Genomic DNA, 16,463 nt, shown 5'->3' with positions numbered 1-16,463 from the left:
TACGGTTTATAGATATGAACAAAGTGGAGAACTCCATGGACTAACTCGAGTTAGAGGCTTTACTCAAGATGATGCGCATATTTTTTGCACCCCAAAACAATTAGATGAAGAGTTTAAAAGCGTAATTGATTTAGTACTTTATGTATTTGGATCTTTAGGTTTTGAAAACTTTACTGCTCAGGTTTCTGTAAGAGATCCTCAAAATCCCGACAAATACATTGGTGATGTTGCCAATTGGGAAAAAGCAGAGCAGGCTATTATTAATGCAGCTACCGATAAAGGTTTAGATTTTATTATAGAAGAAGGAGAGGCTGCTTTTTACGGTCCGAAACTAGATTTCATGGTGAAAGATGCCCTAGGAAGAAAGTGGCAACTTGGTACAATACAAGTAGATTATAACCTCCCTGAGCGCTTTGAATTAACGTACAAAGGCAGTGATAACGAGGTTCATCGCCCTGTTATGATACACCGTGCTCCTTTTGGAAGTATGGAACGCTTTGTGGCATTATTATTGGAACATACAGGTGGTAACTTCCCGCTTTGGCTTATGCCAGTGCAGGTAATTATTTTATCTATTAGCGAGAAATATGAAAAATACTCGGAAAAAGTTTTAAATTTGCTAGAAAATGACGAAATTCGCGCCCTTGTAGACCATAGAAATGAAACTATTGGGAAGAAGATTAGAGAATCTGAAATGCAAAAACACCCGTATATGATTATTATAGGGGAACAAGAAGAGCAAGAAGGCAAAATATCTGTACGCCAACACGGTGGAGAAGATTTAGGAATGATATCCGTTGACGACTTCTCTGAAATAATAAAGAATGAGATTAAAAAAACGTTAAAATCGTTTTAACAACAAAATACAATTAAGTTTAATTTAAAATTTTAAGGCCATAGCAATTAGAAGAAGACATCAACCGAGAAGGGTTTCACAAGAGGATAAACACAAGATAAACTCGAAAATTACAGCACAAAAACTGCGTCTTGTAGGAGACAACGTTGAAATCGGTATTTATACCAAAGGTGACGCTATGCGAATAGCTGACACACAAGGATTAGATCTTGTAGAAATATCACCAAATGCTGAGCCCCCTGTTTGTAAGGTTATGGACTATAAAAAGTTTCTTTACGAACAAAAGAAGCGTGATAAGGCTTTAAAATCTAAAGCTACAAAAGTGACTATCAAAGAGATTCGTTTTGGACCTCAAACTGATGATCATGATTACGCATTTAAAAGGAAGCATGCCGAAAAATTCCTTAAAGAAGGTGCAAAGCTAAAAGCATTTGTGTTTTTTAAAGGACGTTCTATTATATTTAAAGAACAAGGCCAAATCCTGTTACTACGTTTAGCTCAAGATCTAGAAGAACTTGGAAAAGTAGAACAAATGCCAAGACTGGAAGGTAAACGTATGACTATGTTTATTGCTCCTAAAAAGTAAATTGCCCTAATTTATTAGGATAAAGATAAGTTGCCAAATGCATTTGGCAGAAAAATAATTAAGCGAAATAATTAAAATCTAGGAGAAAAAAATGCCTAAAATGAAAACAAAATCTAGTGCTAAAAAGCGTTTCAAGCTTACTGGTACTGGTAAATTAAAAAGAAAGCACGCTTTTAAAAGTCACATCTTAACAAAGAAGTCTAAAAAGCGTAAGCTAGCACTGCGTCATGATACATTAGTACATAAAGCAGACGAAAATAACATTAAAACAATGTTGCGTTTAAAATAAACACAACCTGTTTTAACGTTGGTTAAATAAATTATAAACCCTGGAGTTAGGCTCAATTTATAAAAAGTGTCTATTTATAGACCGCCTACTACAAAAAAACAATTAAAATTATGCCAAGATCAGTAAATTCTGTAGCAAAAAGAGCCCGTAGAAAAAAGGTTCTAAAACAAGCAAAAGGTTACTTTGGACGTCGTAAAAACGTTTGGACAGTAGCAAAAAATGCGGTTGATAAAGCGATGCAATACTCGTACAGAGACCGTAGAAATAAAAAGAGAACATTCCGTGCATTATGGATCACGCGTATTAACGCAGGAGCCCGTTTACATGGTTTATCTTATTCTCAATTTATGGGGAAATTAAAAGCTAATGATATCGAATTAAACCGTAAGGTTTTAGCCGATTTAGCTATGAACAACCCAGAGGCTTTTAAAGCCGTAATCGAGAAAGTAAAATAAGGCGTTCCGCCTATTGTAAAACATATTATTCGCTTAATAAAAAAAAATCCGATTCTTAATTGAATCGGATTTTTTTATGCCTTTTATTTAAATAAGTTAAGTACATATTAAAGGTAAATCAATTTAGTTATCTGAAATACGGATACGCAAAGTAGTAACACACCTATAACTCTATTTACACGCTTGGTCACATTTGACACCTTTACCTTTAGAACATCACTAAACTTACTATATGCATACAACACTAAAAGTTTACCGAGGTACGCACCTGTTAAAAACAAAACAAAAAGCTTATAGTTTACAGCAAAGCTTAAATCTATTATATTACTATTTAAATATGTGGTTATAAATATCCAATAAATAAGAACCGTTGGATTAACTAAACCTAAAAAGAAACCTAACATTTGTTTTGAAACCGGCCTTCTCCTTTTTTTAATTATCACACACTCATCATTCTCATCTTTAACGCACTCTGTTCTTCCTGAGAGAAGAATGGCACCAACTACAATAAAAATAGCTACAATAGTATACTGTAACCAAATATTCATATTAATAAACATTTCTATTTGGCTGTTAAAACTGATAGCAAATACTATTAAAATAAGTTCTGCAAAAGCAGCAGGGTATACTATTTTTAGAGCACTTTCTACGTTTTCTTTAATGGTTGTGTTTATCACTGCAATATTTGTAGTACCCAAAGGAAGTGCGCCAAGTACCGCTGCAGAAAAACCAATAAGTAAATAAAGAATCAAATCCATCTTTTCTAACTTCGATTTATTTGTTTCCAGTTCGTATCTGCCTTTTCCTTTAAGTTGTCTGGAGATTCGTCTAACCAAGATTTAAGGGTATTAATTCCCCATGAATTGTAAAACAAGTATAATTTACCATCTCTAATTTCGTAAGTTTCTGGATCTACGGAAACTTTGTCTCCCTTTACAGCAATCGCATAAGCACAATATCCGCCATATTCCGGTACGTACTTTTCAGGATTTTCATTAAAAGTGTCTAGATTGCTTTGTGTTGAAAATTTGAACTTTCCTCCTTTGTAGTTCGCTACATAAGAATCATTTCCTTTTTTAGGTGCATTATTAAAATATGAAACGACATCGAAACCTTCTATTACAAAACCTTTTTTAGTATTGAAATCGATGTTTTGAGCGAATATAGTTTGACTAAATACGAAGAGAATTAGAGCTATTAAATTTTTCATTAGTTAGGTATTAATATTATTTATTGTTATTACTTTATTTTCCAAGAGCACTTTAAATTGTAATCATATCTCAAGGTTATGCTAAAGTAAGTCGCAATGCCCCGTGCATCCTTTCAAATAAAGAAATTCAAAAGGTTTATCTTTAGTCAAAACAACATCGTAATTATAGTTTATTCTAAAAATTTTGGCAAAAAAAAGAGCGTCTATCTATTTTAGATAAGCGCTCTTTTTTATTTTATTCAGAATCTATTGCTGCAATTTAGTAATTCATTTCACATACCAAAAGCACTGATAACTATTTGTCTTGCTCCTCCATAATCGCGATGTTCGCATAAATAAATACCTTGCCAAATACCTAAATTTAATTTACCATTAGTAATTGGTATTTGAACTGATGATCCTAATAGGGATGCTTTAATATGAGCAGGCATATCATCAGGTCCCTCATAAGTATGCTTATAATATGGTGCGTTTTCTGGAATCATTTTATTAAAATGACTTTCAAAATCCGTTCTAACAGTACTATCTGCATTTTCGTTAATAGTTAAACTTGCTGATGTATGCTTAACAAAAACCTGTAATTGCCCTATTTGAATCTCTACAATTTCAGGAATTGCATCCAAAATAGTATCTGTTATTAAATGAAAGCCTCTTTTATGAGGTTCTAATTTAATTTCTTTTTGAAAAATTTTCATTTAAAACAAAACTTTTACCATTATTTTCCATCTTTGGCTATTTCCGAAATGGCTTTTTTAAACTCTTTCCAATCAATTTTATCATCACCATCCTTATCATAACCATCAATCAATTTTGATGACACTAATCCTCGAATAAAACCATTAATCTCAGCTTCCTTAAGTAAAGCTACTATTTCACTTTTAGATAATTTACCGTCTCCACTTTTATCAAAAAAGTTAAATGCGTCTTCTGGAGTTTCAAAATGATTGGTAAGAACTATTTGTATTTTGTTGAGTATTGCTTTTTTTGATGCCATGTTTTTAAGTTTTTATTGTTATAAATTAAAAATAAGAGCTACTATGTTTTCTGTTTCTTCTTTTTTGCAGCAGGAAATAACACATTATTAAGAATTAATCTGTAACCCGGTGATGTTGGATGTAAATCCAATTCCGTTTTAGGGTCTCCAACACGGTGTTGATAATCTTCAGGATCGTGCCCGCCATAAAATGTAAAGAAGCCTTTTCCCTTTATGCCATGGATATATTTTGCTTCGCCATTGGTTTTATTTTCACCCATAACCAAAACGTTCGATTTTATTTCATCTCGAGTAAAAGATGTTGTTTGCCCCATAAAACCTTTAACTAAAGCGGTATGATTTTGACACAACATAGATGGAATAGGATCCCATTTTGCTGAGAATTCCATAAGAGAAAAATAATCGGTTGTTTTACTTACCTTGCGTTTCTGCGTCATATCAATAGAAGAAAACTCGTAAACCGTAGGACTTCTCTCTAATTGATAATTAGTAAATGCAAATGTTTTATTGAAATTTATTTTATTTTGATATCCTGCATCGCTCCCATCGCCATCAAACATAGGTTCGCAAATATCTACACCTTCTGCCGATAGGGCAATATCAAAACTATCTGTAGCGCTACACATAGCAAACATAAAACCACCACCGACAACATAGTCTCTAATTTTATGAGCTACTGCAGATTTTTCTTCAGAAACTTTATTGTATCCTAATTTTTGAGCTAGAGTTTCTGCTGCTTGTTTCTCGTTTATATACCACGATGCCGCGCGATAAGCTCCATAGAATTTACCGAATTGTCCGGTAAAATCTTCATGATGCAGGTGCAACCAATCGAATAATAATAAACCATCGTTTAAAACTTCTTCATCATAAACGGTTTCATAAGGAATTTCGGCATAGTTTAACACCATAGTTACAGCATCATCCCAAGGTAATTTTCCTTCTGGCGTATAAACCGCAATTTTTGGGGCCTTTTCTAAAACAACGGCTTCCATATTTTGGCTAGGACTACTTATGTCTTCCAAAATAGCTTCCGCTTTAGCGTTAGAAATAACATCGAAAGATACACCTCGTATTTGGCATTCTCTTTGAATAGCTTCCGTATCGGGAAGTAAAAACGAACCACCTTGATAATTAAGGAGCCATTTTACTTTAAGATCTTTATTAAGAACCCAATAGGTAATTCCGTATGCTTTTAAGTGATTTTTTTGATTATCTACACCCATAGGAATAAAAACATAGGATGCGTAGGTTTTACATGCTAAGCATATAAATAATAATGTAAAGATTATCTTTTTCAATTTGAGATTGCCTAAAAATAATTTCTCAGTTAATTAATAAAAATCAACTGAGAAATTGAATTATATAAGCGAAAGATACTTAATTTTTGTGGGGATAAAAAACAGTATTTATGATTCTATTTGATAAAATCGATACTATTTTTGGACTATTTCTAGGAATAATTTTCCTTTTTTGAGATTGAAAATCTCTATATAAATTCTATAATAAACTAATTAACACTAAAATGGTACTTCGTTATCATCATCATTAAATGAACTTCCAAAAGCTTGGTCTGGACTCGCCTTAAAATTATCAGCTTGGAAGGTATCATCATTTGCAGCCGCATTCATTTTAGAATGGAATTCAAACGGTGAATCAAAATCATCTAAATTGTCGAACTTACCTAAGTTACCGATAAATTTCAGTCTAATATTTTCTAAACCACCATTACGGTGTTTTGCAATAATAAATTCGGCTTGGCCTTCTGTTGGAGAGCGTTCATCATCATCCCATTCATCAATTTTATAGTATTCAGGACGATAAATAAAACTTACAATATCGGCATCCTGCTCAATCGCACCAGATTCACGTAAATCCGATAGTAACGGACGCTTACTTCCTCCACGTGTTTCCACCGCACGAGATAATTGAGATAGTGCAATTACTGGCACCATTAATTCTTTGGCTAATGCTTTTAAGTTTCGAGAAATCATCGAAATCTCCTGTTCACGGTTTCCTCCATGGCTCGATCCTCCTGTCATTAACTGTAAGTAATCAATCATGATTAATTTTATACCATGTTGAGACGATAAACGACGCGCTTTTGCACGTAAATCGAAAATAGAAAGTGACGGCGTATCATCAATAAATAATGGTGCTTTTTCTAAACTTTTTACTTTTACGTTAAGTTGTTCCCATTCGTGCTTTTCGAGCTTACCTGTTCTTAATTTTTCTGAAGACAAACCTGTTTCACTAGAAATTAAACGCATAATTAACTGTACAGATGCCATCTCTAATGAGAAAAAGGCAACGGGTACATTTTGATCTACAGCAATATTTCGTGCCATAGATAAAGTTAATGCCGTTTTACCCATACCAGGACGTGCCGCAACAATAATTAAATCGGAAGGTTGCCACCCTGAGGTTAATTTATCTAGTTTGGTAAATCCTGTTGGAATACCACTCAAACCTTCTTTATTAGAAATTTCTTCAATCTTCTTTTTGGCCTGAATTACTAAATCTTGAGCGGTTTCACTAGATTTTTTAATATTACCCTGTGTAACTTCATATAATTTAGACTCGGCTGTATCTAATAAATCGAATACATCTTTAGTTTCATCGTAAGCATCTTCAATAATTTCATTTGAAATTTTTATTAAACTACGCTGAATAAATTTTTGCAGAATAATACGTGCGTGAAACTCAATATGCGCAGAAGATGATACTTTTTGCGTTAAAGAAATGAGGTAAAAATCACCACCTGCTTGCTCTAACTTTGCATTTTTCTTTAACTGTGTTGAAACGGTTAATAAATCGACAGGTTCACTATTTTCAAATAACGTAAAAATAGCTTCAAATATATGTTGATGTGCTTCTTTATAAAATGCATCGGGTGCTAAAATATCGATAACTTCATCGACACCTTTTTTATCAATCATCATTGCCCCTAAAACAACCTCTTCTAAATCAATCGCTTGAGGAGGTATTTTTCCTTTTTCGAGGCTTATTAGTGTGCTTTTATCGACTTTATATCCCTGAACGGGGTTTGGTTGTTTCATAACTACGAAAGTAATTAAAATTGAAGTAGGTTTATAGATTTTTACGGCTATGATTGTTAACCATTGGTTAACAATTTAACTGTTAATAACTTAAATATATTGTGAATAAGCATAAAAAAAATCTGAAGTGATACCCTTCAGATTTTTTTCTTAAGTATGTTTTCTATGGGTTAGTCTTTGTAAACCCCCATTTGTAGATATTTATCCATACGTTGGGCAACTAAATCTTTTTCTGATAACTTTTTTAACACCTCATAATGTTTTGTAATGGCATTACTAACCGATGTAAAAGTTTTTGTTCTATCGCGATGTGCGCCTCCAAGAGGTTCTTTTATAATCTCATCAACAATTTTTAGCTTTTTCATATCAGGTGCCGTTAACTTCAACGCTGATGCAGCTAATTCTTTATACTCCCAACTACGCCATAAAATAGACGAACATGATTCTGGAGAAATAACAGAATACCATGTATTTTCTAACATCATAACAACATCTCCAACACCTATACCTAATGCTCCACCTGATGCACCTTCACCAACAACTATAGTTATAATTGGCACTTTAAGGCGTGTCATTTCTAAAATATTTCTAGCAATAGCCTCTCCTTGTCCACGCTCTTCAGCTTCTAAACCAGGGTAAGCTCCAGGAGTATCTAAAAGTGTTACCACAGGAATTCCGAATTTTTCAGCAGATTTCATTAAACGTAATGCTTTTCGGTATCCTTCTGGGTTAGCCATACCAAAATTTCTGTATTGTCTTGTTTTGGTATTGTATCCTTTTTGTTGACCAATGAACATAAAACTTTGATCTCCAATTTTACCCAACCCGCCAATCATTGCTTTATCATCTTTAAAGCTTCTATCTCCATGTAATTCTAAGAAAGAATTACCACAAATAGCTTTAATATAATCTAAAGTATAAGGACGTTCTGGATGACGAGACATCTGTACACGTTGCCAAGCCGTTAGGTTTTTATAAATATCTTTTTGAGCTTCTTTAAGCTTTTTTTCTATCTGCGTACATGTTTCTGTAACATCCACTTCGCTTTCTTCACCAATAATTTTACATTTCTGTAATTGATCTTCAAGCTCTTTTATTGGGAGTTCAAATTCTAAATATTCCATAGGAAATTTGTTTTGACTAATTATTAGAGTTAGTCTGCAAATATAAAAACTTTAATTTTGTTAATACATTATGAGCGACTTCTTTTTATCTTTCTACGGTTTTTAACTAACACATTTAACATAACAACGGTAATAATAACAAGGGCTCCGTAATAAAATGATGGACTCATTTTTTCTTTCTCCGGAAATAGAATTAAGGCTAAAATAATGCCATAAACAGGTTCTAAATTGTAGGTAAGTACTACGGTATAAGGGCTTATGGTTTTCATAATATAAACCGATGCTATAAAAGCATATGTAGTACAAACGGATGCTAAGATGAAAAGGTACCAAAAATCGGAAGTGCTTAAACTGAAAAACTCTACAGAAAACCCCTCTCCAAAGCATAAAATGTAAATAGTAATGAATAACACCCCACTTATAAACTCGTAAAACGAAATAACAGTTGCTGAATGTTGTTTAAGAAAACTACCATTGAGCACCGCAAATAATGACGAAAAAAAGGCGGATAAAACACCTAGAATAATTCCTGTGAGATACTCTACTTCACTTTGTGTAATAATACAAACGCCTACAATAGCAAGTATGCCGAATAGAATTTCATACCATAAAACTTTACGTTTATAAACAATAGGTTCTATTATAGATGCAAAAAAAGTACCGGTTGAAAAAACTGCCAGGGTTGTAGAAACATTTGAGGCATCGATAGCTCCAAAAAAAGTAATCCAATGTAAGGCAATAATAACTCCTGCAAACGAAAGCCGTAATAAAGCCCTCGGATTTACTTTTAAATTTACCTTAGAACATAACACATAAACCACAAGTAAAACCGATGCCATTAACATACGAAACCAAACCAAAGAAATTGCTTCAATAGTAATTAACTCGCCTAAAATTGCCGTAAATCCAGCAATAAAAACAAGAATATGTAAATGAAAATAATCTTTAAAATTAGCGCTTTGCATTGTACAACAGATAAGCAGCCAATACTCCAAAAATTATATTCGGAAACCATACAGCTATAAGTGGATTAAAATCTGACTGCTCGGCCATTACTCCAAATATTTTATCAAAAAACACAAATATCATGGCTATACAAATACCTACAGCAAGGTTAACCCCCATACCACCACGGCGCTTTTTCGAAGAAACGGCTACAGCAATAATGGTTAAAATAAATACAGAAACAGGTAAACTCCATTTTCTATATAGCACCAATTTAAATCGGCCAACATTAGAGGATCCTCTCGATTCTTCTTTTGCTATAAATTGCTTTAAATCACCATACATTTTAGTTTCTGCCGCATAGATTTCTGGAATTAAATCACCTACGTCAAAGGCAAAAAGTGTGTCTTTTTTCTTTAATATACCTAATTCATCTTCATTTTGACCAATGATACGCTTAGTATAATTGGTTAATTCGTAAGTTGAAGACGAATCTTTTTCAATATATTTAATTTTATCGGCAGTAATTTTATAAACAAGCTCATTCTCTTCAAAATGTTCTAAAGTAAAATTTCGCCCTATACTGTTTTTAACATCAAAACTACTAACGTATATAATATCGTTATCATTTATTTGTCTGAAAACATTAGTGTTTTCTACAGCACTCTTACCCTTTTTTAAGTATTTATAACTAAAATCATTAAAACCTTTACTGGCATTAGGAGCAAGATATAAACCTAAAATTATAGACAATGCTCCAACAATTGTAGCACCTATCATATAAGGACGTAAAAACCTTGTAAACGATACTCCCGAACTTAAAAAAGCAATAACTTCTGTATTATTTGCTAGCTTTGAAGTAAACCAAATTACAGATAGGAATAAAAATAGAGGAAAAAGTAGATGTGCAAAATAGATAGTAAAATCTAAAAAATAAATAAGCACTTCTCCAAAAGGCACTTCGTTTTCTAAAATTTTACCAATTTTTTCTGCTAAGTGTACTGTTATCCCAATAGGTATAAACAGCAGTAACATCATTAAAAATGTAAATAAATAGCGTTTTAATATGTACCAATCTAATATTTTCATACTTATACAGCTTCAATAAACAAGCAGTGTTTCAATATTTTAATTCTTCTAAAGTCTATTAGCCATTTGTTTTACCATTTGGTTTTTCCAGTCATTAAAATCTCCTGCTAATATATGTTTTCTTGCTTCGCGAACCAACCACATATAAAAACCTAAATTATGTATGGTTGCTATTTGCTTACCTAACAATTCGTTAACTGTAAATAAATGACGTAAATACGCTTTACTATATTCCGTATCTACAAAAGTTATCCCCATCTCGTCGATTGGAGAAAAATCTTCTGCCCATTTTAAATTTTTAATATTGATAGAGCCATGCGCTGTAAATAACATCCCATTTCTAGCATTTCTAGTTGGCATAACACAATCGAACATATCTACACCTAACGCAATATTTTCTAAAATATTGATTGGTGTACCTACTCCCATTAAATATCTTGGTTTTTCTTCTGGTAAAATAGAACAAACCACATCCGTCATGGCATACATTTCTTCAGCAGGTTCTCCTACAGATAAACCACCAATAGCATTTCCTACAGCTCCAGAGTTGGCAATATATTCAGCCGATTGTTTTCTAAGGTCTTTATAAGTACTTCCTTGTACAATTGGAAAAAATGCCTGATCGTAATCGTACTTTAAAGGTGTTTTTTCAAGATGATTAATACAACGGTCTAACCAACGATGCGTCATGTGCATAGATCGTTTCGCGTAATTATAATCGCAAGGATATGGTGTGCACTCATCAAAAGCCATAATAATATCGGCTCCAATAGTACGTTGAATTTCCATAACATTTTCTGGCGTAAATGTATGGTAACTACCATCGATATGTGATTTAAACTTCACACCTTCCTCTTTTATCTTTCTATTTGCCGAAAGAGAATACACTTGGTACCCACCAGAATCGGTTAAAATATTTCTATCCCAATTCATAAATTTATGAAGTCCTCCGGCTTTTTCTAGCACGTGTGTTTGGGGTCTTAGGTATAAATGATAAGTGTTTCCTAAAATAATATCGGGGTTAATATCATTCTTTAACTCCCTTTGATGCACTCCCTTAACCGTTCCAACAGTTCCCACAGGCATAAAAATTGGTGTTTCTATTACACCATGATCTGTAGTTAATTTTCCTGCTCTAGCTTTGCTTTGTGGGTCTTTTGCGTTTAATTCGAATTTCATCTCTATATTTGTATCAGTTGGCAAAGATAATTAACTAAAATCCGAAAGCAATATTTAAAAAAAGGAAATAATTTAACTTTGGCAACGTTTTTGTAATAATAAACGAAATCTTAAAACGAACATTATGAAAAATTTATTTTTAATTTTAGTAGTCGCCATTGTTGTCCCATCAGCAGCTTTTGCACAAACAGCTAGTGGTATTGGTATTAAAGGAGGTTTAAATTACAATGCCAATGGCAAGTATGTAGAATCTATTAATGAAAATGCAAAAAATCCAGATAGAAATGTTGGATACCACATTGGTTTATTTGGGAAAATTGGTGACAAGCTATATTTAAGACCTGAAATTGTTTACACAAAAACAAAAAGTGATTATGATAATGATAGCTTTGAAATGCAAAAACTAGATGCTCCAATTTTAGTTGGATTAAAAATTCTAGGTCCTGTTAGTGTTTTTGCAGGTCCATCATTTCAATATATTTTAGACACTGAATTCGACGGTATTACAATTGGTGATATTGAAGATGATTTTTCAGTTGGACTTAATTTTGGTGTTGGCGTTAACTTCAAAAAAGTTGGTATTGACTTAAGGTATGAGCGTGGGTTTACAGAAAATGAAGGTACTTTTATTGGAAACAATGGTATAAACAATAGTCGTTTAGATACACGACCAGATCAACTAATTTTGAGTTTAGCTATTATTTTATAGTCTAAATTTTATAAAAACAAAAAGCCCTAGTAAAAATTACTAGGGCTTTTTTTATACTTATTTTTAATATTATCTTGTTACTGTACCAGATAAACTTACTACTGGGCCAGCCCCCATATCTATTACCGTATGGTTCATAGCATCCGCAGGAACTACATGTGCTAAAGGTTTTAATGTGAAAGGTGCATCGCTATTATCAGGACTTGGTTCTACAGAGATAACAATTGTTCTTTCTTTTAAATCTGTTGGAAAAGTTAATCCTGAAGGTGCGTTTTGAAGAAAATCTTCTCCTGGATAACCAGGTCCATTACCTGCATCTCCTTTAAAAACTGAAGTTGCAGCATTATTATCTGCAGCATTTGGATCTGTAAACGTACCTGTACTTACTGGAGTACCATCGAATACAACCCAACCTTCATATACCCATCCGTCAGATAGTGTTGGTAAATCTAAACCTTGAACAGCTGCTTCGCCAGAGTTATCTAAAAACCAAACTCCACTTTCTTCGTTAGTTTCATCTTCATCTGTAGGTGTTGCAAGAATATATTTCCCTGTAGAAGAAGATAAATCTGCAACTATATTATTTGAATTTACACTTGCTGAACTACCAGAAAAATCTCCTGCTAAAATTTTTGTTGCAGCTGGAGCTGGGTCAGAATCTACTGCCGGTTCAATAGAAAGTACAAATGTTGATGCACTTGCTAATTGATCTGCATCGACAGAAAAAGATTGAGGAAAATCTACTGAGGAAAATGTTCCGGTTGAAACTGGTGCTCCATCAACAATTACCCATCCTTCGTAAACAAAATCGCTACCAAGTTCTTCCAAACCTGTAAGGTTGATTGTTAAATTTGCTGTTGTTGGTGCGTTATCGTCATCGCTATCGCATGATGTTGTTAAAACCCCTAGGGCTAACATTGCTAAAATTGTGTTCTTAATCATTTTATCTTTTTTTAGTGATTGTTTTATACTCCAAAGGTATTTCACTAAAACATTATAAAATGTTAGCCAACTAACATTAAGCACTTTTTTTATAAATTCTTATCTCTTTTCTTTTAAATTCAAGTACGTTTTCATCTCTTAATTCATTTAAAAGCACATTTAAAGTTGGTCTAGAGGTACCAATTAACGAGGCGATATCTTTTTGTGTGTATGGATGGTTTACTACCCGATCTCCTGTTTGGTCACAATCGTAACCATAATCGGTGCATAATTCATGTAGAAATTCTAGAAGACGGGTTTTGGCATCTTTAAAAAGTAATAATTGCAAGCGACGTTCCAATTTTTTCAATTTAAAACCTATTACTTTATAGACTTTAAAACTAAAAGTTTGATTGTCTCGCATTAAATTGTGCATAGTATCTACCCCAACAGGGCAAATGCTTGTTGCGTTATCTACAGATTGAGCAAACTCTTCTCGGGTATCATCGCCTAATATGGCCGTTTCTCCAAACAGTTCTCCTTTGGTTAAAATAGCTTTTACAACTTCTACTCCATCTTCATTATAGTATCCTATTTTAACTTTGCCTTTTTCTATTAAATAGACTTTATTGGCAAAATCTTGCTCGAAATAAATATAATCCTGCTTTTTATAAGCATCGAAAGTATGATCTTTTTTATAATTTTTAAACTTATGCGGACAAAGGACTTTAAAAAGATTTACGTCGTCGAAAAACCAAAGTGAGTTCATATTTAAAAGAAATTAATTAACTCATTAATAGACGTAAAAAGGCTGTAATACTTACATAACAGCAAAAAAAAAGCTCCCATAATATGGAAGCTTTGATGTATATTTTAAATAACTAGTATTTATTCTTCTTCGTCTGCAGCTTTACTTTCTGCAATTTCAGCTTCTAAATTATCTAGCAAATTATTTTTCACTAATAAGTTATACCATTGTAATACTTTTTTAATATCACTAGCATAAACACGATCTTCATCGTAATCTGGTAAAATACCGAAAAAATATTCTTCTAATTTATCTTTACCATCTTTAGGCTTAACAGAACTTTCTTGACCATTTTCTTTGTTTTTAATGTTTAAAAACACTTGTTTCAACGGTACTTCTTCTGTTAAAGTATAAATAGCAATTTCGCTTAAAACGCTAACATTTTGACGCACATTTACAGTAATACGTTTTTTATCGATTAACGATTCTGCTATAAAACCACCTCTGGTTTGCGTTACTAAATTATACAAACCTGGTTTTCCAGATATTGATAGAACTTTATCTAAACTCATAAATTATTTTTTGAAAGTCGCAAATATCAAATGTTTATTGATGTCTTGCAAATATTATCTCTTCTTTTTTTGATCAGGAAAGCGCATTCTGTAATCTACTTTTATCTTGCCTTTAGAAATGTTTGAAAGTCGTCCTTTTATTAAACGCTTTTTTAGGCTAGATAGTTTATCTGTAAATAAAACACCTTCGATATGATCGTATTCGTGCTGAATTACTCTTGCTACTAAACCATCGAATGTTTCGGTGTGTGCCTTAAAGTTTTCATCTAAATACTCAATAGTAATAACAGGTTTTCTAAATACATCTTCACGAACATCAGGAATACTTAAGCAACCTTCGTTAAAAGCCCACTCTTCTCCTTCTTCTTTAGTGATTTTTGGATTTATAAAAACACGTTTAAAACCTTCTAAACTTTTTTGTTCCTCTTCTGTTAATTCTTCATCATCAGCAAAAGGAGTAGTATCTACTAAAAACATACGAATTGGCAAACCTATTTGAGGTGCAGCAAGACCAACACCATAGGCGTTGTACATGGTTTCGAACATGTTATCCACCAAGGCATCTAGTTTTGGATAATCTTCAGTAATATCGGTCGCTTTTCTTTTTAAAACGGGATCGCCGTATGCTACAATAGGTAAAATCATTCTATGTTTTTTGTTAGTAACTGCAAAAGTACAATTCTATAAATTTACTACGAACTTTTTACTTAGAAAAAACAGATTTTAATCTATTAAGTAAAGTCCGAAAAATAATATTGCAATACTTATTTAGAATACAAATAACTCTGTAAAATAAGTGTGGCACTAATTTCGTCTACCAAAGCTTTATTTTTTCTTTGATTCTTTTTCAAACCACTATCAATCATAGTTTGGAATGCCATTTTAGATGTAAAACGCTCATCAACACGTTTTACAGGTATATTAGGAAACTGCTTTTCTAGCTTATCCAAAAACTTCGAAATAAAAACCTCACTCTCCGATGCTGTGTTGTCCATTTGTTTAGGCTCGCCTACCAAAAACAACTCTACACGCTCTTTAGATGTATATGTTTTTAAAAAACTAAAAATCTCCTTAGTATTTACTGTAGTAAGCCCAGAGGCAATAATTTGTAACTCATCGGTAATTGCTATACCGGTGCGCTTGGTGCCATAATCTATTGCTAAAATGCGTGCCATAAATAAGTTTTGTGCAAAAATAGTTTATTAATACTATTGAAACTGTTTAAAAACAAAAAAGGCTATCTTTTCAGATAACCTTAATAATATAACTATTTTATTTTTTTAATTATGCTTTTACTCTTTTTTCGATAGTAGGAAACAATAAACCAATGTTGCTAATGTTTCTTTCTCTATTTAAGTAACTTCTAATATCACTTGTAGTACGCGCTAAAATAGCTTCAAATTCTACAGTATCAATTAATGTATTATCTTCTTCAACAGTATTAACTGCATCTTGTTTTGCATTATCTTCAACAGAAACAATTTCACTAGTTTTTACAACTACATTCTCGCTATCACCGCTTTGCGCGTTTCCAATAGAAACTGTAAGAAGTAAAATTAATAGTATGATAAAATTTGTTTTCATGTTTGTTGTAATACTTTGTTGAGACAAATATACAGAGCAACAACACGTTGAAAACAATATATTAGTTGTAACCACACAGATTTTCGTTTACTAGAAAACCGGAGGGGTTTCAACGTTTAACTGTTAAAACGAATATTTTTAAC

At 32.6% G+C, this 16,463-nt stretch carries 21 protein-coding genes (1 of these 21 running past the window's edge); 5 read left to right on the top strand and 16 right to left on the bottom strand.

Annotated features, from left to right (window positions below; translation table 11 throughout):
• From thrS to rplT, 4 genes are all read left to right on the top strand, one after another.
• Positions 1 to 856, top strand: partial view of a threonine--tRNA ligase gene (gene thrS / locus GQR98_RS12285; RefSeq protein ID WP_159019748.1) — the final stretch only. It extends 1,079 nt beyond the left edge of the window; the window shows 856 of its 1,935 coding nt (coding positions 1,080-1,935); its start codon lies beyond the left edge, outside the window; its stop codon occupies positions 854 to 856.
• Between the two features lie 46 nt (positions 857 to 902).
• Complete coding sequence (infC, locus tag GQR98_RS12280; protein WP_074937583.1) at positions 903 to 1,442, top strand: translation initiation factor IF-3; 540 nt, start codon at positions 903 to 905, stop codon at positions 1,440 to 1,442.
• Between the two features lie 91 nt (positions 1,443 to 1,533).
• Positions 1,534 to 1,731, top strand: coding sequence for a 50S ribosomal protein L35 (rpmI, locus tag GQR98_RS12275; RefSeq protein WP_042495462.1), 198 nt, complete (start codon positions 1,534 to 1,536; stop codon positions 1,729 to 1,731).
• Positions 1,732 to 1,841: 110 nt separating this feature from the next.
• Positions 1,842 to 2,186 (top strand): 50S ribosomal protein L20, encoded by a 345-nt coding sequence (gene rplT / locus GQR98_RS12270; protein WP_042495466.1) that lies wholly within the window; start codon positions 1,842 to 1,844, stop codon positions 2,184 to 2,186.
• A gap of 107 nt (positions 2,187 to 2,293) precedes the next feature.
• On the opposite strand, the gene GQR98_RS12265 is transcribed toward rplT, so the two are convergent.
• From GQR98_RS12265 to tgt, 10 genes are all read right to left on the bottom strand, one after another.
• Positions 2,294 to 2,944 (bottom strand): hypothetical protein, encoded by a 651-nt coding sequence (locus GQR98_RS12265; RefSeq protein WP_159019747.1) that lies wholly within the window; start codon positions 2,942 to 2,944, stop codon positions 2,294 to 2,296.
• 5 nt (positions 2,945 to 2,949) lie between these two features.
• The gene (locus tag GQR98_RS12260; protein ID WP_159019746.1) at positions 2,950 to 3,396 is read right to left on the bottom strand and encodes a YHS domain-containing (seleno)protein; all 447 of its coding nucleotides are present in this window, start codon (positions 3,394 to 3,396) and stop codon (positions 2,950 to 2,952) included.
• 272 nt (positions 3,397 to 3,668) lie between these two features.
• Positions 3,669 to 4,091, bottom strand: coding sequence for a secondary thiamine-phosphate synthase enzyme YjbQ (locus tag GQR98_RS12255; protein ID WP_159019745.1), 423 nt, complete (start codon positions 4,089 to 4,091; stop codon positions 3,669 to 3,671).
• A 20-nt stretch (positions 4,092 to 4,111) separates the two neighbouring features.
• On the bottom strand, positions 4,112 to 4,390 hold the full coding sequence (locus GQR98_RS12250) for an EF-hand domain-containing protein (RefSeq protein WP_159019744.1): 279 nt from the start codon (positions 4,388 to 4,390) through the stop codon (positions 4,112 to 4,114).
• Between the two features lie 41 nt (positions 4,391 to 4,431).
• Entirely contained in the window at positions 4,432 to 5,616 is a 1,185-nt protein-coding gene (locus GQR98_RS12245) for an asparagine synthetase B (RefSeq protein ID WP_159021157.1), read from the bottom strand.
• 294 nt (positions 5,617 to 5,910) lie between these two features.
• Entirely contained in the window at positions 5,911 to 7,449 is a 1,539-nt protein-coding gene (gene dnaB, locus GQR98_RS12240; RefSeq protein WP_159019743.1) for a replicative DNA helicase, read from the bottom strand.
• 170 nt (positions 7,450 to 7,619) lie between these two features.
• On the bottom strand, positions 7,620 to 8,573 hold the full coding sequence (locus GQR98_RS12235) for an acetyl-CoA carboxylase carboxyltransferase subunit alpha (protein WP_042504757.1): 954 nt from the start codon (positions 8,571 to 8,573) through the stop codon (positions 7,620 to 7,622).
• A gap of 68 nt (positions 8,574 to 8,641) precedes the next feature.
• The gene (locus GQR98_RS12230; protein ID WP_159019742.1) at positions 8,642 to 9,538 is read right to left on the bottom strand and encodes a DMT family transporter; all 897 of its coding nucleotides are present in this window, start codon (positions 9,536 to 9,538) and stop codon (positions 8,642 to 8,644) included.
• Positions 9,525 to 10,607, bottom strand: coding sequence for an LptF/LptG family permease (locus tag GQR98_RS12225; RefSeq protein ID WP_159019741.1), 1,083 nt, complete (start codon positions 10,605 to 10,607; stop codon positions 9,525 to 9,527). Before GQR98_RS12225 ends, GQR98_RS12230 begins: the two co-directional genes overlap by 14 nt.
• Before the next feature lie 48 nt (positions 10,608 to 10,655).
• Positions 10,656 to 11,786, bottom strand: coding sequence for a tRNA guanosine(34) transglycosylase Tgt (gene tgt / locus GQR98_RS12220; protein ID WP_159019740.1), 1,131 nt, complete (start codon positions 11,784 to 11,786; stop codon positions 10,656 to 10,658).
• A 124-nt stretch (positions 11,787 to 11,910) separates the two neighbouring features.
• Here tgt and GQR98_RS12215 point away from each other — a divergent pair, with 124 nt between their 5' ends.
• Complete coding sequence (locus GQR98_RS12215) at positions 11,911 to 12,495, top strand: outer membrane beta-barrel protein (protein ID WP_159019739.1); 585 nt, start codon at positions 11,911 to 11,913, stop codon at positions 12,493 to 12,495.
• 69 nt (positions 12,496 to 12,564) lie between these two features.
• Here GQR98_RS12215 and GQR98_RS12210 read toward each other — a convergent pair whose 3' ends face one another.
• The 6 genes from GQR98_RS12210 to GQR98_RS12185 form a co-directional block, all read right to left on the bottom strand.
• Positions 12,565 to 13,437 (bottom strand): anti-sigma factor, encoded by an 873-nt coding sequence (locus GQR98_RS12210; protein WP_159019738.1) that lies wholly within the window; start codon positions 13,435 to 13,437, stop codon positions 12,565 to 12,567.
• Between the two features lie 76 nt (positions 13,438 to 13,513).
• A complete protein-coding gene (locus GQR98_RS12205; RefSeq protein ID WP_042504760.1) occupies positions 13,514 to 14,185 on the bottom strand; it encodes a Crp/Fnr family transcriptional regulator in 672 nt (223 codons plus the stop codon).
• A 119-nt stretch (positions 14,186 to 14,304) separates the two neighbouring features.
• Positions 14,305 to 14,736: a DUF5606 domain-containing protein gene (locus GQR98_RS12200; RefSeq protein WP_159019737.1), complete on the bottom strand. Its 432-nt coding sequence runs from the start codon at positions 14,734 to 14,736 to the stop codon at positions 14,305 to 14,307.
• A 54-nt stretch (positions 14,737 to 14,790) separates the two neighbouring features.
• Positions 14,791 to 15,381, bottom strand: coding sequence for a peptide deformylase (gene def, locus GQR98_RS12195; RefSeq protein ID WP_042504762.1), 591 nt, complete (start codon positions 15,379 to 15,381; stop codon positions 14,791 to 14,793).
• 119 nt (positions 15,382 to 15,500) lie between these two features.
• Positions 15,501 to 15,911: a Holliday junction resolvase RuvX gene (gene ruvX, locus GQR98_RS12190; protein WP_159019736.1), complete on the bottom strand. Its 411-nt coding sequence runs from the start codon at positions 15,909 to 15,911 to the stop codon at positions 15,501 to 15,503.
• A gap of 109 nt (positions 15,912 to 16,020) precedes the next feature.
• Positions 16,021 to 16,320 carry a hypothetical protein gene (locus GQR98_RS12185; protein WP_159019735.1) on the bottom strand — a complete coding sequence of 100 codons (300 nt, stop codon included), beginning with the start codon at positions 16,318 to 16,320 and terminating at the stop codon, positions 16,021 to 16,023.
• Positions 16,321 to 16,463 lie beyond the last annotated feature (143 nt).

The sequence above is a fragment of the Algibacter sp. L3A6 genome (genome assembly GCF_009796825.1).
Classification (GTDB): Bacteria; Bacteroidota; Bacteroidia; order Flavobacteriales; family Flavobacteriaceae; genus Algibacter.
The sequence above is the reverse complement of the archived record's forward strand: the minus strand, read 5'-3'. Positions and strand labels throughout refer to the sequence as shown.